The sequence below is a fragment of the Ramlibacter sp. WS9 genome, from assembly GCF_003797765.1.
Taxonomy (GTDB): domain Bacteria; phylum Pseudomonadota; class Gammaproteobacteria; order Burkholderiales; family Burkholderiaceae_C; genus Ramlibacter.
The window spans coordinates 1-20,444 of sequence record NZ_RKMB01000035.1; the positions used below are offsets into that span (position 1 = coordinate 1).

The 20,444-nt window shown below is 66.4% G+C and carries 16 protein-coding genes; all 16 read left to right on the forward strand.

Going from position 1 to position 20,444, the window contains the following annotated elements; translation table 11 throughout:
* The first annotated feature begins 143 nt into the window (after positions 1-143).
* The 16 genes from EEB15_RS29440 (at position 144) to leuD (ending at position 20,380) form a co-directional block, all read left to right on the forward strand.
* Positions 144-935, forward strand: coding sequence for a GntR family transcriptional regulator (locus EEB15_RS29440; protein ID WP_141513544.1), 792 nt, complete (start codon positions 144-146; stop codon positions 933-935).
* 108 nt (positions 936-1,043) lie between these two features.
* A complete protein-coding gene (gene sdhC / locus EEB15_RS29445; RefSeq protein ID WP_141513545.1) occupies positions 1,044-1,478 on the forward strand; it encodes a succinate dehydrogenase, cytochrome b556 subunit in 435 nt (144 codons plus the stop codon).
* Positions 1,479-1,500: 22 nt separating this feature from the next.
* Complete coding sequence (sdhD, locus tag EEB15_RS29450; protein ID WP_141513546.1) at positions 1,501-1,869, forward strand: succinate dehydrogenase, hydrophobic membrane anchor protein; 369 nt, start codon at positions 1,501-1,503, stop codon at positions 1,867-1,869.
* Between the two features lie 10 nt (positions 1,870-1,879).
* A complete protein-coding gene (gene sdhA / locus EEB15_RS29455) occupies positions 1,880-3,700 on the forward strand; it encodes a succinate dehydrogenase flavoprotein subunit (RefSeq protein ID WP_141513547.1) in 1,821 nt (606 codons plus the stop codon).
* Positions 3,701-3,803: 103 nt separating this feature from the next.
* Positions 3,804-4,508, forward strand: coding sequence for a succinate dehydrogenase iron-sulfur subunit (locus tag EEB15_RS29460; RefSeq protein WP_141513548.1), 705 nt, complete (start codon positions 3,804-3,806; stop codon positions 4,506-4,508).
* Positions 4,508-4,780: a succinate dehydrogenase assembly factor 2 gene (locus tag EEB15_RS29465; RefSeq protein WP_141513549.1), complete on the forward strand. Its 273-nt coding sequence runs from the start codon at positions 4,508-4,510 to the stop codon at positions 4,778-4,780. The genes EEB15_RS29460 and EEB15_RS29465 overlap by 1 nt, the downstream gene beginning before the upstream one ends.
* A gap of 57 nt (positions 4,781-4,837) precedes the next feature.
* The gene (gene gltA / locus EEB15_RS29470; protein ID WP_141513550.1) at positions 4,838-6,148 is read left to right on the forward strand and encodes a citrate synthase; all 1,311 of its coding nucleotides are present in this window, start codon (positions 4,838-4,840) and stop codon (positions 6,146-6,148) included.
* Positions 6,149-6,257: 109 nt separating this feature from the next.
* The gene (locus tag EEB15_RS29475; protein WP_233259666.1) at positions 6,258-8,669 is read left to right on the forward strand and encodes a DEAD/DEAH box helicase; all 2,412 of its coding nucleotides are present in this window, start codon (positions 6,258-6,260) and stop codon (positions 8,667-8,669) included.
* Positions 8,670-8,678: 9 nt separating this feature from the next.
* Complete coding sequence (locus tag EEB15_RS29480; RefSeq protein ID WP_141513551.1) at positions 8,679-10,121, forward strand: DUF3375 domain-containing protein; 1,443 nt, start codon at positions 8,679-8,681, stop codon at positions 10,119-10,121.
* Positions 10,122-10,126: 5 nt separating this feature from the next.
* Positions 10,127-10,738, forward strand: coding sequence for a DUF4194 domain-containing protein (locus tag EEB15_RS29485; RefSeq protein ID WP_141513552.1), 612 nt, complete (start codon positions 10,127-10,129; stop codon positions 10,736-10,738).
* 19 nt (positions 10,739-10,757) lie between these two features.
* Positions 10,758-12,227 (forward strand): Fic family protein, encoded by a 1,470-nt coding sequence (locus EEB15_RS29490; RefSeq protein ID WP_233259667.1) that lies wholly within the window; start codon positions 10,758-10,760, stop codon positions 12,225-12,227.
* Between the two features lie 345 nt (positions 12,228-12,572).
* Positions 12,573-15,953: an ATP-binding protein gene (locus EEB15_RS29495; RefSeq protein WP_141513553.1), complete on the forward strand. Its 3,381-nt coding sequence runs from the start codon at positions 12,573-12,575 to the stop codon at positions 15,951-15,953.
* Positions 15,954-15,984: 31 nt separating this feature from the next.
* Positions 15,985-17,178, forward strand: a complete 1,194-nt coding sequence (locus EEB15_RS29500) for a Wadjet anti-phage system protein JetD domain-containing protein (protein WP_141513554.1) — start codon at positions 15,985-15,987, stop codon at positions 17,176-17,178.
* 148 nt (positions 17,179-17,326) lie between these two features.
* The gene (locus EEB15_RS29505) at positions 17,327-18,277 is read left to right on the forward strand and encodes a LysR family transcriptional regulator (protein WP_141513555.1); all 951 of its coding nucleotides are present in this window, start codon (positions 17,327-17,329) and stop codon (positions 18,275-18,277) included.
* 24 nt (positions 18,278-18,301) lie between these two features.
* Entirely contained in the window at positions 18,302-19,723 is a 1,422-nt protein-coding gene (leuC, locus tag EEB15_RS29510) for a 3-isopropylmalate dehydratase large subunit (protein ID WP_141513556.1), read from the forward strand.
* 9 nt (positions 19,724-19,732) lie between these two features.
* Positions 19,733-20,380, forward strand: coding sequence for a 3-isopropylmalate dehydratase small subunit (gene leuD / locus EEB15_RS29515; protein WP_141513557.1), 648 nt, complete (start codon positions 19,733-19,735; stop codon positions 20,378-20,380).
* Positions 20,381-20,444: the final 64 nt, after the last annotated feature.

The window sequence follows — 20,444 nt, forward strand, 5'->3', positions numbered from 1 at the left end:
GGCCTGCGGGCCGGGGCCTTGCCGGGAACCGCGAAGTTTACTCGCGAAAACCCTAGGGCGTCAACTTGTCTTATGTCTTATATAAGATATGATTGCACTTGTTTCAAGCAGCAAATTCCACCCCCTGACCGCACGCTGACGCGATGGCCCAGACGCCCTCCTCTTCCAACGACAACGCCCTGGCACAGCTCGGCGCGCAGGAGCAGGCGACACCGGCGTTCAGCCCCCTGTACCAGCAGATCAAGGTGCTGATCCTGCAAAGCCTGCAGTCGGGCGAGTGGAAGCCCGGCGAGGCCATCCCCAGCGAGATCGACCTGGCCGCGCGCTTTAGGGTGAGCCAAGGCACAGTGCGCAAGGCGATCGACGAGTTGGCGGCAGAAAACCTGGTCGTGCGGCGCCAGGGCAAGGGCACCTTCGTCGCAACGCACTCCGAGCAGCACGTTCAATACCGGTTCCTCAAGCTGATGCCCGATTCGGGCAACCAGGACACCGACGGCCCCGCCCAGCGCTCGGTCCTCGAATGCAAGCGCGTGCGCGCCACCGCGGATATCGCGCGGGCGCTGGCGTTGCGCTCCGGCGACCCGGTGGTGCAGGTGCGGCGAACGCTCTCGTTCGGCGGCGTGCCCACCATCCTGGAAGACCTGTGGCTGCCGGGGAACGCCTTCAAAGGCATCACGGCGGACCAGATGGCCGGCTACCAGGGTCCGACCTACGCGATGTTCGAAGTCGAATTCGGCGTGCGCATGGTCCGTGCAGAAGAAAAAATCCGTGCCGTGGCGGCCGATGCGCAGCAGGCCTTGCTATTGAATGTGGAGCACGCGAGCCCGCTGCTGAGCGTCGAGCGGATCGCCTACACCTATAACGACGTGCCGATGGAACTGCGCCGGGGCCTGTATCGCACGGACACACACCATTACCGCAACGATTTGAGTTGACTTGAAGAAAGGTGAAGGTTCCGTGTCAGCTTGTTGCGTTGCAATAGAATTTTGGGCTGTCTGCCATTTCCGAATTACAAAGCGGTTACCACCGCGAAAGCCTTGCTCATGACCGACCTTGCCAAGAAGCGGCCCGAATTCCGCAACATCAACGCGCTGACGGACCTCCCCTCTTACCGTTTGCCGGCCGCCGGATGGGTTTCCATCCTGCACCGCGTGAGCGGCGTCCTGATGTTCCTTTTGATGCCGTTCATCATCTGGATGTTCGACACCTCGGTCTCGTCCGAACTCTCCTTCGCCAAATTCAGGGCCGCCTTCAACGTCGGCATCGGGTTCGTTCCCGGCTTCTTCATCAAGCTGGTGGTGCTGTCGCTGATCTGGGCCTACCTGCACCATCTGATCGCCGGCGTGCGTCACCTGTGGATGGACGTGAGCCACGCCGCCGTGAGCAAGGAATTCGGCCGCACCTCCGCGCTGGTGACGCTGGGCTTGAGCATCCTGCTCACCCTGGTGCTGGGCGCCAAGCTGTTCGGCCTGTACTGACAACAACAAGGAGCACCAGAAAATGTCCGTGAACTACGGCTCCAAGCGCATCGTCGTTGGCGCGCACTATGGCCTGCGCGACTGGCTCAGCCAGCGCGTGACGGCCGGCCTGATGGCCCTCTTCACCCTGATCGTCCTGGCCCAGGTGATCTTCTCCAAAGGCCCGATCGGCTACGACAAATGGGCCGGCATCTTCGCCGCCCAGTGGATGAAGGTGCTGACGTTCACCGTGATCGTCGCCCTGCTCTGGCACGTGTGGGTGGGCATCCGCGACGTGCTGATGGACTACGTCACCTCCCTCGTGTGGCTGCGCCTCCTGCTGCAGATCTTCACGATCGTCTGGCTCACCGGCTGCGCCGGCTGGGCGATCCAGGTCCTCTGGAGACTGTAAGAGTAAGAACATGAGCTACACCACCAACAACATCACCAAGCGCAAGTTCGACGTCGTCATCGTCGGCGCCGGGGGCTCGGGCATGCGCGCCTCGCTGCAACTCGCGCGCGCCGGCCTGAACGTGGCCGTCCTGTCCAAAGTGTTCCCCACCCGTTCGCACACCGTCGCGGCCCAAGGCGGCATCGGCGCGTCGCTGGGCAATATGTCCGAGGACAACTGGCACTACCACTTCTACGACACCGTCAAGGGCTCCGACTGGCTCGGCGACCAGGACGCGATCGAGTTCATGTGCCGCGAAGCGCCGAAGGTCGTGTACGACCTCGAGCACATGGGCATGCCTTTCGACCGCAACCCCGACGGCACGATCTACCAGCGCCCGTTCGGCGGCCATACGGCTAACTACGGCGAGAAGCCGGTGCAGCGCGCGTGCGCCGCGGCCGACCGTACTGGCCACGCCATGCTGCACACGCTGTACCAGCAGAACGTCAAGGCCAAGACCAGCTTCTTCGTCGAATGGATGGCGCTGGACCTGATCCGCGACGCCGACGGCGACGTGGTCGGCGTCACCGCGCTGGAAATGGAAACCGGCGACCTGCACATCCTCGAAGCCAAAACCACGCTGCTGGCCACCGGCGGCGCGGGACGCATCTTCGCTGCATCCACCAACGCCTTCATCAACACCGGCGACGGCCTGGGCATGGCGGCGCGCGCCGGCATCCCGCTGGAAGACATGGAGTTCTGGCAGTTCCACCCCACCGGCGTGGCCGGCGCGGGCGTGCTGCTGACCGAAGGCTGCCGTGGCGAAGGCGCGATCCTGCTCAACAGCAATGGTGAACGCTTCATGGAGCGTTATGCGCCCACCTTGAAGGACCTGGCGCCGCGTGACTTCGTGTCGCGCTCGATGGACCAGGAGATCAAGGAAGGCCGCGGCTGCGGTCCGAACAAGGATTACGTGCTGCTCAAACTGGATCACCTGGGTGCAGAGACCATCCACAAGCGTCTGCCGTCGGTGTACGAGATCGGCGTGAACTTCGCCAACGTCGACATCACCAAGGAGCCGATCCCCGTGGTGCCGACCATTCACTACCAGATGGGGGGCGTTCCGACCAACATCAATGGGCAGGTCGTCACGCAGCAAGGCAGTGATGGGAACATGGTGCACAACGCCGTGGTGAACGGCCTGTACGCGGTCGGCGAATGTTCCTGCGTGAGTGTGCACGGCGCCAACCGACTGGGCACCAACTCGCTGCTCGACCTGCTGGTGTTCGGCCGTGCGGCCGGCAACCACATCGTCGAATTCGCCAGCCGCACCAAGTCGCACAAGCCATTGCCGGCAGATGCGGCCGACCAGACGCTGGAGCGACTGAACCGCCTCGAAAACACCGCAAACGGCGAGTACGCGCAAGACGTTGCCAACGACATGCGCAACTCCATGCAGAAGCACGCGAGCGTGTTCCGCACGCAGGCACTGATGGACGCGGGCGTCAAGGAGATCGCCGTCATCCGCGAGCGCGTGAAATCGCTGGCGCTCAAGGACAAGTCCAAGGTGTTCAACACGGCGCGCATCGAGGCGCTGGAAGTGGAAAACCTGATCGAATGCGCTGAAGCCACCATGGTTTCGGCCGCCGCCCGCAAGGAGTGCCGCGGTGCCCATACCGTCGTCGACTACGAGCGCCCGGCCGACGACCCGGTCTCGCCGATGGGCCGCGACGACGCCAACTGGATGAAGCACTCGCTCTGGTACAGCGAAGGCAATCGCCTGTCGTACAAGCCGGTGCAGTTGAAGCCGCTCACGGTGGAATCGGTGCCTCCCAAGGTCCGCACCTTCTAAGCCATCCTACGTAATACCGCTGACCGGCAAAGCGCCTAGATTTAATAACTAAACGATTTTGCGGGACAGATCTTCAGCTCTGTCCCCAACTGACTAGGAATATATGCAAAAACGCACCTTCCAGATCTACCGTTACGACCCGGACAAGGATGCCAAGCCGTACATGCAGACCATCGAGATCGAGCTCGACGGCCACGAGCGCATGCTGCTGGACGCCCTGATGAAGCTCAAGGCGCAGGACCCGACGCTGTCCTTCCGCCGCTCCTGCCGCGAAGGCGTGTGCGGCTCGGACGCGATGAACATCAACGGCAAGAACGGCCTGGCTTGCCTGACCAACATGCTCACGCTGCAGGGCACGATCGTGCTCAAGCCCCTGCCCGGCCTGCCCGTCATCCGCGACCTGATCGTGGACATGACGCAGTTCTTCAAGCAGTACAACTCGATCAAGCCGTACCTCGTCAACGACAACATCCCGCCCGAGAAGGAGCGCCTGCAGTCGCCCGAAGAGCGTGAAGAGCTCAACGGCCTGTACGAGTGCATCCTGTGCGCCAGCTGCTCGACCAGCTGCCCCAGCTTCTGGTGGAACCCCGACAAGTTCGTCGGCCCGGCCGGCCTGCTGCAGGCCTACCGCTTCATCGCCGACAGCCGCGACGAAGCCACGGCCGAGCGCCTGGACAACCTGGAAGACCCGTATCGGCTCTTCCGTTGCCACACCATCATGAATTGCGTCGACGTGTGCCCGAAGGGACTGAACCCGACCATGGCCATCGGCAAGATCAAGGAATTGATGGTTCGCAGGGCTATCTAGTGAATGAAGGCAATGAGCTGATTGACGAGCGGTCGCTCAGCAAGCTGAAATGGCGGTGTCGCCGGGGCTTGCTCGAGAACGACCTGTTCATCGAGCGGTTCTTTGCCCGGCACGAAGCGAGCCTCACGACGAGGCACGCGGCGGCCCTGAACGAATTGATGGATTTGGCAGACAACGACTTGCTGGACCTGCTGCTTAGCCGCAAGGAACCGGAAGGCGACATAAATAGAAGCGACGTGAGAGAAGTGATCGAGATGCTGCGAAGCCGGTGACCTTGCGGACAGGCCTTCAGCTCTGTCCCCGACTGATTAAGACTCAAGGAAAATGCTATGAAACTCTCTGACAACAAAGCCACCCTGTCGTTCAGCAACGGCAGCCCCAACGTCGAGCTGCCGGTCTACCAGGGCAGCGTGGGCCCGGACGTCATCGACATCCGCAAGCTCTATGCGCAGACGGGCATGTTCACCTACGACCCGGGCTTCATGTCCACCGCCGCCTGCCAGTCTTCGATCACCTACATCGACGGCGACAAGGGCGAGCTGCTGTACCGCGGCTACCCGATCGAGCAGTTGGCCACTCAGTGCGACTTCCTGGAAACCTGCCACCTGCTGCTTTACGGCGAGCTGCCCGACGAAGCCGGCAAGAAAGACTTCACCAAGCGCGTGACCATGCACACGATGGTCAACGAGCAGATGCAGTTCTTCCTGCGCGGCTTCCGCCGCGACGCCCACCCGATGGCCATCATGACGGGCCTGGTCGGTGCCCTGTCGGCCTTCTATCACGACAGCACGGACATCAACAACCCGGAGCACCGCGAGATCTCGGCCATCCGCCTCATCGCCAAGATGCCCACGCTGGTCGCCATGGCGTACAAGTACAGCGCCGGCCAGCCCTACATCTACCCGAAGAACGACCTGTCCTACTCGGGCAACTTCCTGCGCATGATGTTCGCCACGCCCTGCGAGGAGTACACCGTGAGCCCGGTGCTCGAGCGCGCCCTGGACCGCATCTTCATCCTGCACGCCGACCACGAGCAGAACGCCTCCACCTCGACGGTGCGCCTGTGCGGCTCGTCCGGCACCAATCCGTTCGCGGCCATCGCGGCCGGCGTGGCCTGCCTGTGGGGCCCCGCCCACGGCGGCGCCAACGAGGCGGCGCTGAACATGCTGTACGACATCCAGAAGGCCGGCGGCGTCGAGAAGATCGGCGACTTCATCAAGCAGGTGAAGGACAAGAACTCCGGCATCAAGCTGATGGGCTTCGGCCACCGCGTGTACAAGAACTACGACCCGCGCGCCAAGCTGATGCAGGAAACCTGCAAGGAAGTGCTGGGCGAACTGGGCCTGCAGAACGACCCGCTGTTCAAGCTGGCCATGGCGCTCGAAAAGATCGCCCTGGAAGACGAATACTTCGTCTCGCGCAAGCTCTACCCGAACGTCGACTTCTACTCGGGTATCGTGCAGCGCGCCATCGGCATCCCCGTCTCGTTGTTCACCGCCATCTTCGCGGCAGCCCGCACCGTCGGCTGGATCGCCCAGCTCAACGAGATGATCGGCGACCCGGAATACAAGATCGGCCGCCCGCGCCAGCTGTTCACCGGCTCGGCCCGCCGCGAAGTGAAGCCGCTGAACCAGCGTTGATGCCGGATCCGTCCGGTGTGACAGGAAAGGAAAGCCCCGCGAGGGGCTTTTCTCATGGGCGAGCCGCCTGAGCGAGAATCCGACTCGCGTCCCACTTCATCCCCGACCGATGCCCCGCCAGCCTGCCAGCGTCTCGCGCCCCGCGGCCGCACCACGCCTGTCCCGCACCCGCAAGCCCGACCAGATGTCGCTCGAAGACTGGCAGGCCGCGCTGCGCGCGCAGTTCGGACGCGAGCAGCCATTCCGGATCCAGCGCCTGGGCGACGAGCCGGTGTTCTCCGATTTCGCCGTCAGCAACCCGGAAAGCGGCGGGCATTACCGGGTGGCCATCCGAGGCGGCTTGCCGGGCGACAATTTCTGCACTTGTCCTGACTTCGCCACCAATCAGCTGGGCACCTGCAAGCACATCGAGTCCACGTTGGCGCACCTGCTGCGCAAGCGCGGCGGCCCGGCGGCGTTGCGCAACGGCTTTACCGCGCCCTACAGCGAGGTTTACCTGGAGTACGCCGGCCAGCGATGCCTGCGCTTTCGCGCCGGCGCCGACTGCCCGCCTGCACTGGCCAAGCAGGGCCGGAAGCTGGTCGACGGCAGCGCCGATCCGGACTGCGCGCTGGAGGACTTCTTGCGCACTGCAGGGAAGACGGGCCACGAAGTGCGCTGCTATGACGACGCGCGCGCCTTCCTGGCCGAGCTGCGCGACACGCGGCGCCGGCGCGAGCTGTTCGCGCAGGCATACCCCCAGGGCGCGCAGAGCAAGGCGCTGCGCAACCTGCTGAAAGCGCCGCTCTATCCGTACCAGGCCGAGGGTGCGCTGTTCGCGGCCAGCGCCGGCCGGGCGCTGATCGGCGACGAGATGGGGCTGGGCAAGACCATCCAGGCCATCGCCGCGGCCGAACTGCTGTCGCGCCATTGCGGCGTGGAACGCGTGCTGGTGGTCTGTCCCACCTCCCTCAAGTACCAGTGGCAGCGCGAGATCGCCCGTTTCGCTGGGCGCGAGGCGCAGGCGATCCACGGCCTGCGACCGGCACGCCAGCAGCAGTACGCATCCGATGCGCCGTGCTGGGCCAAGATCACTAACTACGAAACCCTGTCGCGCGACCTGGACCTGATCCAGGCCTGGGGCCCCGACCTCGTGATCGTGGACGAGGCCCAGCGCATCAAGAACTGGAACACGATCGCGGCCCGATCGCTCAAGCGCATCGCAAGCCCCTACGCCATCGTGCTGACCGGCACACCGCTGGAAAACCGGCTGGAGGAACTGGTCTCGATCGTGCAGTTCGTCGACCAGCACCGGCTCGGGCCCACCTGGAAGCTGTTGAACGAACATCAGCAACGCGACGAAGCCGGCCGCGTGATCGGCTACCGCGCGCTCGACCGGATCGCCGGAACTTTGGCGCCCATCATGCTGCGACGACGCAAGGCGCAGGTACTGGACCAGCTGCCTGGCCGCATCGACAACACGCTGTTCGTGCCCATGACGGAACAGCAGCGCGTGCACCACGACGAGAACGGCGCCATCGTCAGCCGAATCGTGCAGCGCTGGCGCAAGACCGGCTACCTGTCGGATGCCGACCAGCGGCGCCTGACCTGCGCCCTGCAGAACATGCGCATGTCGTGCAACAGCACCTACCTGCTGGACCACGAGACCGACCACGGCAGCAAGGCCGACGAGCTGATGACGCTGCTGGAAGATCTGCTCGAGCAGCCCGACGCCAAGGTCGTGGTGTTCAGCCAATGGGTGCGCACCCACGAGCTGCTGATTCGGCGCCTCGAAGCGCGCGGCTGGGGCCATGTGCTGTTCCACGGCGGTGTGCCTTCGCAGCGGCGGCCGGCCCTGGTGGACCGCTTCCACGAAGACCCCGGGTGCCGGCTGTTCCTGTCCACCGATGCGGGCGGCGTCGGCCTCAACCTGCAGCACGCGGCGGCGGCCGTCGTCAACATGGACCTGCCCTGGAACCCGGCCGTTCTGGAGCAGCGCATCGGCCGGGTGCACCGCCTGGGGCAGAAGCGCAGCGTGCAGGTCGTCAACTTCGTGGCCCAGGGCACGATCGAGGAAGGCATGCTCTCGGTGCTGGCGTTCAAGAGGTCGCTCTTCGCCGGCGTGCTGGACGGAGGCGAAAGCGAAGTGTTCCTGCAGGGCACGCGGCTGTCCCAGTTCATGGCGAGCGTGGAGAAGGTGACCGGCGCGATGGGCGAGCCCGAATCCGGGATCGCCGACGAGAGCGCCGCAGCCGCCGGCGAAGCTGGCGTGCCGGTCGCATCGGCCGCGGCACCGGCCCTGCCCTCGCCCCCGGAAGCCGGGCCCGCGCCGGATCCCTGGGCGGCGCTCGCCGACGCTGCGCTGCCCCTGCTGCAGGCGCTCGCTTCACGCGGCGCCGGCACAACGCCTGCCGCGCCCTGGATCGAACGCGATCCGCACACCGGCCAGGAATTCCTGAAGCTGCCCCTGCCGCAACCGCAGACCGTTCAACGGCTGGCCGACGCGCTGCGCGGCCTGCTGAGCCGGCCGCCCTCCGCATAGCCATCCCTCATGCCGCTGGATGTCGCCACCCTCGAAACCCTGCGCCGCCAGCACCCGGCCTGGCGCTTGCTGGTGGCCGACTCGGCCCCGCTGGTGGCAAGCTTTCTGCACCGCGTGTTTGTGCAGCCCAATGTGCGCTCCATGCCGCAGGGCGCACTGGCCGAAGCGCTGGAGGACACGCTGTTCGCCTTGCGCGAGCAGCGCGGCGAATCCGCCTGGCCCCGGGGCGCGCTGGACTACCTGAACGACTGGTGCGCCAACGAACGCGGCTGGTTGCGCAAGTTCTATCCGCCGGGCTCGGACGAACCGCATTTCGACCTGACCCCCGCCACCGAGAAGGCGGTCGCCTGGCTGGCCGGCCTGACCGAACGCGCCTTCGTCGGCACCGAGTCGCGCCTGCTCACGCTGTTCACCTTGCTCAAGCAGATGGACGAGGGCAGCGAGACCGACCCCGCAGCCCGCCTGGCGGAGCTGCAGCGCCGGCGGGACGAGTTGGATGCGGAGATCGAACGGGTGCGCCAGGGCGAGATCGCCCTGCTGGGCGACACGGCGCTCAGAGAACGTTTCCAGCAGTTCACCGGCCTGGCCCGTGAGCTGCTGGCGGACTTCCGCGAGGTGGAGCACAACTTCCGCGCGCTCGACCGCCGCGTGCGCGAGCGCATCGCGCTGTGGGACGGCGGCAAGGGTGCGCTGCTGCAGGAGATCATGGGCGAGCGCGACCTGATCGCCGAGTCCGACCAGGGCCGCAGTTTCCGCGCGTTCTGGGACTTCCTGATGTCGCAAGCCCGCCAGGAGGAGCTGTCCCGGCTGCTGGAGCGCGTGCTGGCGCTGCCGCCGGTGGCGCAGCTGGAGCCGGATGCTCGCCTGCGCCGAGTCCACTACGACTGGCTGGAAGCCGGCGAGCATGCGCAACGAACCGTGGCCCTGCTGTCGCAGCAGTTGCGCCGTTTCCTGGACGACCAGGCCTGGCTGGAGAACCGCCGCATCATGGAAATCCTGCGCGGCATCGAGGCCGGCGCGCTGGCGGTGCGCGAGGCGCCGCCGGCCGGCGCCTTCATGGCCGTGGCCGAGACCCAGGCACAGATCGAGCTGCCGATGGAGCGGCCCCTGCACCGCGCCTCGGTCCGGTCCGCCATTGCCAGCCTGCGGCTGGAAAGCGGCGACGAGGACCTGGACGCCGCCAGCCTGTTCTCGCAGTTCGCGGTGGACAGGACGCTGCTGGCGCGCAACATCCGCCAGGCCTTGCAGCAGCGTTCGCAGGTCACGCTGGCGGAACTGGTTCAGGACCATCCGCTGCAGCAGGGCCTGTCGGAGTTGCTGGCCTATCTGCAGCTGGCCGCCGAACAGGGCGCCGCAGTCGCTGAAGAGGGCGAGGCTGACAGCGTGAGCTGGCCCACGCCCGACGGCGGCCAGCGCCGCGCGCGGCTGCCGCGCGTGATTTTCACGAGGTAATCAGGATGGACGAAACACCCGCCACCGGCCCGGCACCGGAGCTCTCCGCGCTGGTGGTGCCGCTGCTCAAGGGCGTGCTCTATCGCGACGACGACACGGCGCGCTGGAGCGCGCTGCTGCAGCTGCAAGGCCGGGTGCGCGACCACATGGCGGTGCTGGGTCTGGAGCTGAGCCTGGACGAGGCCGAGGGCTACGCCTTTCTGCGCTCACAGCCCGATTCGGAGGACCCGGCCGCACCGGCCCCGCCGCGGCTGGTGGCACGCCGGCCCCTGAGCTTCCCGGTAAGCCTGCTGCTTGCCCTGCTGCGCAAGAAGCTGGCCGAATTCGATGCCGCCGGCAGCGACACACGGCTGATCCTCTCGCGCGACGATGTCGCCGAGATGCTGCGCGTGTTCCTGCCGGCAGGCAGCAACGAGACGCGCCTCGTCGACCAGGTGGACACCCACCTGAACAAGGTCGCCGAGCTGGGCTTCGTGCGCCGACTGCGCGGGCAGGAGCACATGATCGAGGTGCTGCGCATTCTCAAGGCCTTCGTCGACGCGCAGTGGCTGGGGGAATTCGACGCGCGGCTGACCGAGTACCGCAAGCAGCTGGAAGGGGCCGCAGGCGACGAGTAGGTTTTTTGCGCAAGATAGGTTGCGCACAAGCCTTGATAATTGCGCAAAAATCAACCATAGTTGCGCACATCGCCATCGCGCAATCATTCGAAGGCTGATTCTGGCAAAACAAATTTCAGAGGCCGACCTGAATGCCATCGAGCGGGCCGTTCGCCGCTATCCAGCGGGTGCGTCGGCGCAGCAACTCCTGCACGACCTGTCCCCCATCCCCCAACGGACCTTGCAATACCGACTGAGGCATCTCGTCACCAGAGGGCGCCTGATACGGCACGGCGCGGGCCGATCGGTTCGATACGACTCGCCCCCCACGCCGCCGGGCGACGCTGCCGCCAAGAGGCCGTCGGAAAGCGAGGAATTCCTCCTCCCCTTCTCCTCGGCGGCCATCGCGATCCGTGACCATGTGCGCCAGCCCTCCGGAGCGCGCAAGCCGGTGGGGTACGACCGCCGCTTTCTCGACGCCTATCGCCCGAACGCGAGCTTCTATCTGTCGGAGGACGAACGTGCGCACCTCGCGGCTGTCGGGCGCCCGCAGGTTGCCGAGCAGCCGGCCGGCACCTATGCGAGGCAGATCCTGAACAGGCTGCTCATCGACCTCGCCTGGAATTCAAGCCGCCTGGAAGGCAACACCTACTCGCTGCTCGACACCCGGCGCCTGATCGAGCTGGGCGAGGAGGCGCAGGGCCGGATGCATGGCGAAGCGCAGATGATCCTCAACCACAAAGACGCGATCGAATTCCTCGTGAGCGCCGCGGACGACATCGGGTTCAACCGCTACACAATCCTCAACCTCCACGCGCTGCTTGCCAACAACCTGCTGGCCGACCCGGGGGCCGCCGGGCGGCTGCGCTACATCGCGGTCGGCATCGAAGGCTCCGTCTTCCATCCGCTCGAAGTGCCGCAGCGCATCGAGGAGGCCTTCGACCAGGTCCTCGCCACCGCGGCCGCCATCGCCGATCCGTTCGAACAGGCATTCTTCATCATGGTGCAGCTGCCCTATCTGCAGCCCTTCGACGATGTCAACAAGCGGGTGTCGCGCCTGGCAGCCAATATTCCGCTCATCAAGGGCAACCTTTCGCCGCTGTCCTTCGCGGACCTGGAGCGGCAGGCGTATACCGACGCCGTTCTCGGGGTCTACGAGTTGAACAAGGTCGACCTCCTGAAGGAGGTGTTCATCTGGGCCTACGAGCGATCAGTCGCCCGCTATGCCGCCGTCCGTCAATCCTTGGGCGAGCCCGATCCCTTCCGGCTTCGCTATCGCGACCAGCTGCGCGACATCGTCGCCGCCCTGATCCGTTCGCGCGTGAGCCGCAAGGAGGCAGCGGCGCGCATCGCAGCCTGGCCCGGCGAGGCGATCGACCCCGGCGAGCGCGAGCGCTTCAATGGGATCGTCGAAGCCGAACTGATGGGTCTGCACGAAGGGAATTTTGCGCGCTATCAGATTCGACCATCCGAGTTCTCGGCCTGGCGGGCGGCGTGGGACGCCGCGTGACATTCAATACCACCCCCGGCAAGTGCAAGACGATGCGGATGCTGCGCCCTGGACCAAGGACAAGGCATGACGGTTGCGGCACCCGGGCCGTTGACCAGGCATCACGATAGCTTAGGTTCTGGAGCACTGCCCGGTTGCCGATCACACGCGTTGTCCAAAATCGCACCGCCGCGGACTTCAATGCCGAAGGTCCGGGTTCGATTTGAGGGCCAGTCACCCGCACAGTGTCGATTCTCCGCGCCCATTTCGGCGCCCGATTCCTGTTTCGACGGCGCAGCCAGAGTCGCTCGACCCGCGACAGCCAGGGCCCGCAGTACCATTCCCTGCCGCGCGACCAACGAACCGATGAAAAACGACCCCCTGGCCCTGGACTTCCTGGCCGATGAGCAACTGGCCGGCTTCCGGCTGCAGAGGCTGGAGGTGCTCAACTGGGGCACTTTCGACCGGCGGGTCTGGACCCTGCGCACCGACGGCCGCAACGCGCTTCTGACCGGCGACATCGGATCGGGCAAGTCCACCCTGGTCGATGCGCTCACCACCCTGCTGGTGCCGGCGCATCGCGTCGCGTACAACAAGGCCGCCGGCGCCGAGGCGCGCGAACGCACGCTGCGTTCCTACGTGCTGGGCCACTACAAGTCGGAACGCAGCGACCTGGGCAGCGCAGGACGCCCGGTCGCCCTGCGCGACGCCGCCAGCTATTCGGTGCTGCTGGGCGTATTCCGCAATGCCGGCTATGGCCAGACGGTCACGCTGGCACAGGTGTTCTGGTTCAAGGAGCCGCACGGCCAGCCGGCGCGGCTGTACGTGGTGGCCGAGCGCGAGCTGGGCATCGCGTCCGACTTCGCCGGCTTCGGGCCCGACGTCACGAAGCTGCGCAAGCGCCTGCGCGCCGCCGGCGTCCTGGTGGAAGAGAGTTTCCCGCCCTACGGTGCGCAGTTCCGGCGGCTGATGGGCATCCGCAATGAGCAGGCGCTCGAGCTGTTCCATCAGACCGTCTCGATGAAGTCGGTGGGCAACCTGACGGAGTTCGTGCGCCATCACATGCTGGAGCCGTTCGAGGTGGCGCCGCGCCTGCAGGCGCTGATCGCGCATTTCGACGATCTGCATCGCGCGCACGAGGCGGTGCTCAAGGCCAAGTGCCAACTCGCGCTGCTGGAACCGCTGGTGACCGACTGCGGCCGGCACGAGGACCTGCAGGACGAGATCGCGCAGCTGCGGGCGGCGCGCGAGGCGCTGCGCGCTTACTTCGCCGGCCTGAAGGCCGGGTTGCTGGAGCGCCGGTTGGAATTGCTGGACGCCGAGCTGGCGCGCCATGCGCACAGGATCGAACGGCTCGATGCGCAGAAGTCGCTCCAGCAGGCCGAGGAACGCGAGCTGCGCCGCGCCATCGCCGACAACGGCGGCGACCGGCTGGAGCGGCTGGCGCTGGACATCGCCACCCGGGAGCAGGAGAAGCTGCGCCGGCAGGAGCGCAGCCGACGCTACGACGAGCTGCGCAGCGCGCTGCAGCTGCTTCCCATGCGCGATGCCGCGGATTTCCTGACGCAGCGCCAGCTCGGCATGCAGTTGCGCGAAGCGGCTGCCGAGACCGAGGCCCGGTTGCAGAACGAGGCCACCGAAACCGGCGTCGCTTTCGCCCAGGGACGGCAGGAGCATGAAGTACTGTCCGCCGAAATCGTCAGCCTGAAGGCGCGGCGCAACAACATCGATGGCCAGCAGGTCGCCATGCGCGCCGCGCTGTGCCACGCGCTGAAGCTGGACGAAAGCAGCATGCCGTTCGCCGGTGAGCTGATCCAGGTCCGCGCCGACCAGCGCGACTGGGAGGGCGCGGCCGAGCGCGTGCTGCGCAACTTCGGCCTGTCGCTGCTGGTGCCCGACGAACACTACGCGCGCGTGAGCGAATGGGTGGACCGCACCCACCTGAAAGGGCGCCTGGTCTATTTCCGGGTCCGCGCGTCGCGCCGGAACGCCCCGGCCGACCTGCCCGCCCTGCACCCCGGCTCCCTGGTGCACAAGCTGGCGATCAAGCCCGACTCGCCGTACTACGCCTGGCTGGAACGCGAGCTTGCGCACCGCTTCGACTATGCCTGCGCCGGCAGCGCGGAGCAGTTCAGGCGCGAGGCGCGCGCCATCACGCAGGCCGGCATGGTCAAGGCGGCGGGCGAGCGCCACGAGAAGGACGACCGGCACCGCATCGACGACCGCGGGCGGTATGTGCTGGGCTGGAGCAACCAGGCCAAGATCGACGCGCTGCAGGCACGCTCGCGCGTGCTGGAAGCGAGGCTGGGCGAGATCGCCGGCCGTGTCGCCGCGCTGCAGCAGGAGCAGCGCGCCGCGCGGGACCGCCAGCAGGCGCTGGGCAAGCTGGAAGAGTACCGCGACTTCGCCGAGCTCGACTGGCATGCAGTCGCGGCGGACATCGCGCGCCTGCAGGACGAGCAGCGCGCGCTGCGGGCCGCCTCGGACATCCTGGAGACGCTGGGCGAACGCCTCCAGGCCACCGAGGCCGCGCTGGCCGAAACCGAGCGGGTGCTGCGTGAACGCGCGGGGGAGCGGGCCCAGGCTATGTTGAAGAAAGAGCAGGCCGAAGCGTTGCTGGTGGAAACGCGCGCGATCCTGGCCGGCCCTGACGCTACCGCGCACGCGGCCCGGTTCGGCCAGATCGAACTGCTGCGCGCCGACGCGCTGGGCGAACACGGCCTGGCCGTCGAGTCCTGTGACCCCCGCGAGCACGACATGCGCCGCTGGCTGCAGGAGCGCATCGACGCGGAGGACAAGAAGCTGGCGCGCCTGCGCGAGAAGATCGTCAGGGCCATGGTGGAATACAAGGAAGCCTACAAGCTCGACACCCTGGAAGTGGACGCGAGCGTGGAGGCCGGCGGCGAGTTCCGCGCCATGCTGGACCAGTTGCGCGCCGACGACCTGCCACGCTTCGAGGCGCGTTTCAAGGAGCTGCTCAACGAGAACACCATCCGCGAGGTGGCGAACTTCCAGTCGCAGCTGGCGCGCGAGCGCGAGCAGATCAGGGAGCGCATCGCGCAGATCAACGGTTCGCTCACCCAGATCGACTACAACCCCGGGCGCTTCATCGTGCTGGAGGCGCAGCCCGCGCCCGATGCCGACATCCGCGACTTCCAGGCCGAGCTGCGAGCCTGTACCGAAGGCGCGCTGAGCGGCTCGGACGATGCACAGTATTCCGAGGCCAAGTTCCTGCAGGTCAAGCTCATCATCGAGCGCTTCCGCGGCCGCGAGGGCTCGGCCGAAATGGACCGGCGCTGGGCCGCGCGCGTCACCGACGTGCGCAACTGGTTCTTCTTCGCGGCGAGCGAGCGCTGGCGCGAGGACGGCCGCGAGCACGAGCACTATTCGGACTCCGGCGGCAAGTCCGGCGGGCAGAAGGAGAAGCTGGCCTACACCATCCTGGCGGCCAGCCTGGCTTACCAGTTCGGCCTCGAGTGGGGTGCCGCGCGCTCACGCGGTTTCCGCTTCGTGCTGATCGACGAGGCCTTCGGCCGCGGCTCCGATGAATCGGCGCGCTACGGGCTAGAGTTGTTTCGCCAGCTGAACCTCCAGCTGCTCGTCGTCACGCCTCTGCAGAAAATCCACATCATCGAGCCCCATGTGTACAGCGTCGGCTTCGTGCACAACGAAGGCGGCAGCGACTCGCGGCTGCGCAATCTGACCATCGAGGAGTACCGCGCCGAGCGCGAGGCGCGCGGGCAATGAGCACCGCGGTGTTCGGCAAGCTGATTGCCCCATGAGCGCGGCCTGGACCCATCCCGTGGATCTGCGCGCGCAGGTGCTGCGCCTGTGGGATCAGGGGCGTCTGCTGGCCTGCCTGGTGGATGAAGGCAGCACGCAGTTCCCCTTGCGCATGGCGCTGCGATGTCCCGATTCGGCCGATTGCACCAGCCGCTTTGACGAGGTGCGCGCCTGGTCGCAGGGTTTGCAGCAAGGCGCCATGGAGGGCTATCGACTGGCGATCCGCGAGTGGAAGCACCCGGTGCTCGGGCGCAACGCGTTGCCGCAGCAAGCGTGGATCGACTCGCTGGACGATGCGCTGCGCCTCGCCGGCAAGGCGTCCGAGGCGCGACGTTTCGCCACGCTGCTGGCGGCGACACGCAAGCGGCAGCCGGTCCTGGTGCCCTGGCTCGCACGGCGCCCCTTGCAGGCGCTCGCGCTCAGCCAGGAGTGGACGCGCCTGCTCGACGTGGTCGCCTGGCTGCAGGCCTGTCCGAGGCCCGGCATCTACCTGCGCCAAGTGGACGTGGCCGGCGTCGACAGCAAGTTCATCGAACAGCACCGCGCCGTGCTGGCCGAGCTGCTCGATCTGGCCTTGCCGGCGCAGGCATTCGACGCCGGCGCGGCCGGCCTCGCCAATTTCGCGCGCCGCTATGGGTTTCGCGACAAGCCGGTGCGCATCCGCTTCCGGCTGCTGGACCCGCGGCGCTCGCTGCTGGGCACCGGTGGCGGCGAAGACATCACACTGGACGCCGACAGCTTCGCGCAGCTGCGACCCGGGGCCTCGCGCGTGTTCATCACCGAAAACGAGATCAATTTCCTCGCATTTCCCGCCGCGCTGGACAGCCTGGTCATCTTCGGCGCCGGGTATGGCCTGGAAACGCTGGCCGACATTCCCTGGCTGCACGACAAGGAAGTCCACTACTGGGGCGACATCGACACCCATGGCTTCGCGATCCTTGACGAACTGCGTTCGGGCCTGCCGCATGCCCGGTCATTCCTGATGGACCGGCAGACCCTCATGACCCATGAAGCGCACTGGACCGACGAACAGCGCCCGGCGGTCCGCGAACTCGAGCATCTCGCCGCCGACGAACGCACGCTTTACGACGACCTGCGCCGGCAACGCCTGATACCGCGCCAGTTGCGGCTTGAGCAGGAGCGCGTCGGGTTCGGCCACCTGTTGACCGCGTTGGCCACCCTCGGCTGATCACTCGCCCGCCTGCGCTACCTCCGCGGGCCGCCCAAGCCGCGCCAACACCCTGCCGGCAAGGCGGCCATCGCCGATTGCGATGACAAAAGCGATTTCGTTAGGGGAAAATATCCTTGGCCTTCGCGCACGGCGATGGGCCGCCCTCATGAAACCCTCCGAACGCAACTTCGCCCGCCGGATCGACCTCACGTCACTGCAGCTCTTTGTGGCGGTGTGCGAGCTCGGTAGCATCGGCAAGGCGGCTGAGCGCGAATTCATCGCGGCCTCGGCGGTGAGCAAACGGCTGTCGGACCTGGAAGCGACGCTGGACACGCCCCTGCTGTACCGCCATACACGCGGCGTGGACCTGACGCCGGCCGGCGAGAGCCTGCTGCACCATGCGCGTTCGGTGCTGTTCAGCCTGGAGAAGATGCAGGGCGAGCTTTCCGAATACGCCGACGGCGTGCGCGGCCATGTGCGCATCCACGCCAGCATCTCGGCCATCGTCCAGTTCCTGCCCGAGGACCTGGGCCGCTTCGTGCAGGCCCATCCCGAGGTCAAGATCGACCTGGAAGAGCACCTGTCCACGGAAGTGGTGCGGGCGGTGCAGGAAGGCGCGGCCGACCTGGGCATCTGCAACGGCGGCGTTCTGGGCAGTGGGCATGAGCTACAGACCCGGCCGTACCGTCAGGACCAACTGGTGCTGATCGTGCCGCGGCGACACTCCTTGGCGCGCAGGAAATCCGTGGCGTTCGAGGACACGCTGGATTTCGACCACGTCGGCCTGCACTCCAACAGCTCGATCTACCTCGCGATGCGCGACGCGGCTGCCGCCGGCGGCCGCACCATCAAGCTGCGTATCCATGTCACCGGCCTGGATGCCATGTGCCGGATGATCCACAACGGGCTGGGCGTGGGCGTGATGCCGCGCCGCGCCTTCGAGCTGATGCACGGCGTCGGCGACCTGGAGTGCGTGCGGCTGACGGATGCCTGGGCCGCGCGCAACATCGACCTCGTGGCGCGCGACTTCTCCACGCTGCCGGTCACGGCGCGGCTGCTGGTCGATCACCTGCATGCGGGCGCGGAACAGACCGAGCCGCTCGCCACCACCGAATAAAATCGCTTTCACTAGGAACACCCCATGGGCAGAACCCTCTACGACAAGATCTGGGACGAACACGTCGTCCACACCGAGGAGGACGGCACCGCCATCCTCTACATCGACCGGCACCTGGTCCATGAAGTAACCAGCCCGCAAGCGTTCGAGGGCCTGCGCGAGGCCGGCCGCAAGGTCTGGCGCATCAGCTCCATCGTCGCGACAGCCGACCACAACACGCCCACCACCGGCTGGGAACTCGGCTACGACGGCATCACCGACCCGATCAGCAAGGAACAGGTCACCACGCTGGACAAGAACATCAGCGAGTTCGGGTCGGCCGCCTACTTCCCGTTCCTGTCCAAGCGCCAAGGGATCGTGCACGTGATCGGCCCCGAGCAAGGCGCGACGCTGCCGGGGATGACCGTGGTGTGCGGGGACTCGCACACGTCGACCCACGGTGCCTTCGGCGCGCTGGCCCACGGCATCGGCACCAGCGAGGTCGAGCACGTGATGGCCACGCAGACCCTGCTGGCCAAGAAGGCCAAGAACCTGCTGGTCAAGGTCGAGGGCAGGCTGGCCCCCGGCGTGACGGCCAAGGACATCGTCCTGGCCATCATCGGGCGCATCGGCACCGCCGGCGGCACGGGCTACACCATTGAATTTGCTGGTTCCGCCATCCGCTCGCTGTCGATGGAAGGCCGCATGACGGTCTGCAACATGGCCATCGAGGCCGGCGCACGGGCCGGGCTGGTGGCCGTGGACGAAAAAACCATCGAGTACGTCAAAGGCCGGCCGCTCGCGCCCACCGGTGTCGAATGGGAACAGGCTGTCGCCTACTGGAAGGAGTTGCAGTCTGACGCCGATGCGAAGTTCGACACCGTGGTCGAGCTCGACGCCACGCAGATCATCCCGCAAGTCACCTGGGGCACCTCGCCCGAGATGGTGCTGGGGGTGGACGCCCGCGTGCCGGACCCGGACAAGGAAAAGGACGCGAGCAAGCGCGGCGCGATCGAGCGCGCGCTGGTCTACATGGGCCTGGAACCGGGCAAGGCGCTGAACGACATCTACGTGGACAAGGTGTTCATCGGCTCGTGCACCAACAGCCGCATCGAGGACATGCGCGAGGCTGCTGCCGTCGTGAAGAAACTGGGCCAGAAGGTCGCGAAGAACATCAAGCTGGCGATGGTGGTCCCGGGCTCGGGCCTGGTGAAGGAACAGGCCGAACGCGAAGGCCTGCACGAAATCTTCAAGGCGGCGGGCTTCGAGTGGCGCGAGCCGGGCTGCTCGATGTGCCTGGCGATGAACGCCGACCGGCTCGAGCCGGGCGAGCGCTGCGCATCCACCAGCAACCGCAACTTCGAAGGACGCCAGGGCGCCGGCGGCCGCACGCACCTGGTCAGCCCCGCCATGGCTGCCGCCGCCGCGGTGCACGGGCACTTCGTCGACGTCCGCCAGTTCGCGTAAGGAAACGCCATGCAAAAGTTCAATGTGCACAAGGGTCTCGTGGCCCCGATGGACCGCGAGAACGTCGATACCGACGCGATCATCCCCAAGCAATTCCTGAAGTCGATCCGCAAAACCGGCTTCGGCCAGAACCTGTTCGACGAATGGCGCTACCTGGACCACGGCGAGCCGGGCCAGGATCCGGCCTCGCGCAAGCCCAACCCCGACTTCGTGCTGAACCAGCCGCGCTACAAAGGCGCTTCGATCCTGCTGGCACGCAAGAACTTCGGCTGCGGTTCGTCGCGCGAGCATGCGCCCTGGGCGCTGGACCAGTATGGTTTCCGGGCCATCATTGCCCCGAGCTATGCAGACATCTTCTTCAACAACTGCTTCAAGAACGGCCTGCTGCCGATCGTCTTGCCTGAGGCGCAGGTCACGGCGCTGTTCGACGAGGCGTTGGCCTTTCCCGGCTACCAGCTCACGGTCGATCTGGAGCGCCAGGTCGTCGTCAAGCCGCAGGGGGAAGAACTGGCGTTCGACGTCCAGCCCTTTCGCAAGTTCTGCTTGACCAACGGCTTCGACGACATCGGCCTGACCTTGCGCCAGTCCGACAAAATCAAGGCCTTCGAGGCCGAGCGCCTCGCCACCAAGCCCTGGCTTGCCCATATATTGAGATAACACCCCCGAAGCGCCTACGGCGCCTCCCCCTCAAGGGGGCGACACCAGCGGCCCGGCAAAGCCG

Coding starts and splice junctions, on each gene's coding strand:
- EEB15_RS29440 (WP_141513544.1), top strand. CDS start 144: ATGGCCCAGACGCCCTCCTCTTCCAACGACAACGCCCTGGCACAGCTC.
- sdhC (WP_141513545.1), top strand. CDS start 1,044: ATGACCGACCTTGCCAAGAAGCGGCCCGAATTCCGCAACATCAACGCG.
- sdhD (WP_141513546.1), top strand. CDS start 1,501: ATGTCCGTGAACTACGGCTCCAAGCGCATCGTCGTTGGCGCGCACTAT.
- sdhA (WP_141513547.1), top strand. CDS start 1,880: ATGAGCTACACCACCAACAACATCACCAAGCGCAAGTTCGACGTCGTC.
- EEB15_RS29460 (WP_141513548.1), top strand. CDS start 3,804: ATGCAAAAACGCACCTTCCAGATCTACCGTTACGACCCGGACAAGGAT.
- gltA (WP_141513550.1), top strand. CDS start 4,838: ATGAAACTCTCTGACAACAAAGCCACCCTGTCGTTCAGCAACGGCAGC.
- EEB15_RS29475 (WP_233259666.1), top strand. CDS start 6,258: ATGCCCCGCCAGCCTGCCAGCGTCTCGCGCCCCGCGGCCGCACCACGC.
- EEB15_RS29480 (WP_141513551.1), top strand. CDS start 8,679: ATGCCGCTGGATGTCGCCACCCTCGAAACCCTGCGCCGCCAGCACCCG.
- EEB15_RS29485 (WP_141513552.1), top strand. CDS start 10,127: ATGGACGAAACACCCGCCACCGGCCCGGCACCGGAGCTCTCCGCGCTG.
- EEB15_RS29495 (WP_141513553.1), top strand. CDS start 12,573: ATGAAAAACGACCCCCTGGCCCTGGACTTCCTGGCCGATGAGCAACTG.
- EEB15_RS29500 (WP_141513554.1), top strand. CDS start 15,985: ATGAGCGCGGCCTGGACCCATCCCGTGGATCTGCGCGCGCAGGTGCTG.
- EEB15_RS29505 (WP_141513555.1), top strand. CDS start 17,327: ATGAAACCCTCCGAACGCAACTTCGCCCGCCGGATCGACCTCACGTCA.
- leuC (WP_141513556.1), top strand. CDS start 18,302: ATGGGCAGAACCCTCTACGACAAGATCTGGGACGAACACGTCGTCCAC.
- leuD (WP_141513557.1), top strand. CDS start 19,733: ATGCAAAAGTTCAATGTGCACAAGGGTCTCGTGGCCCCGATGGACCGC.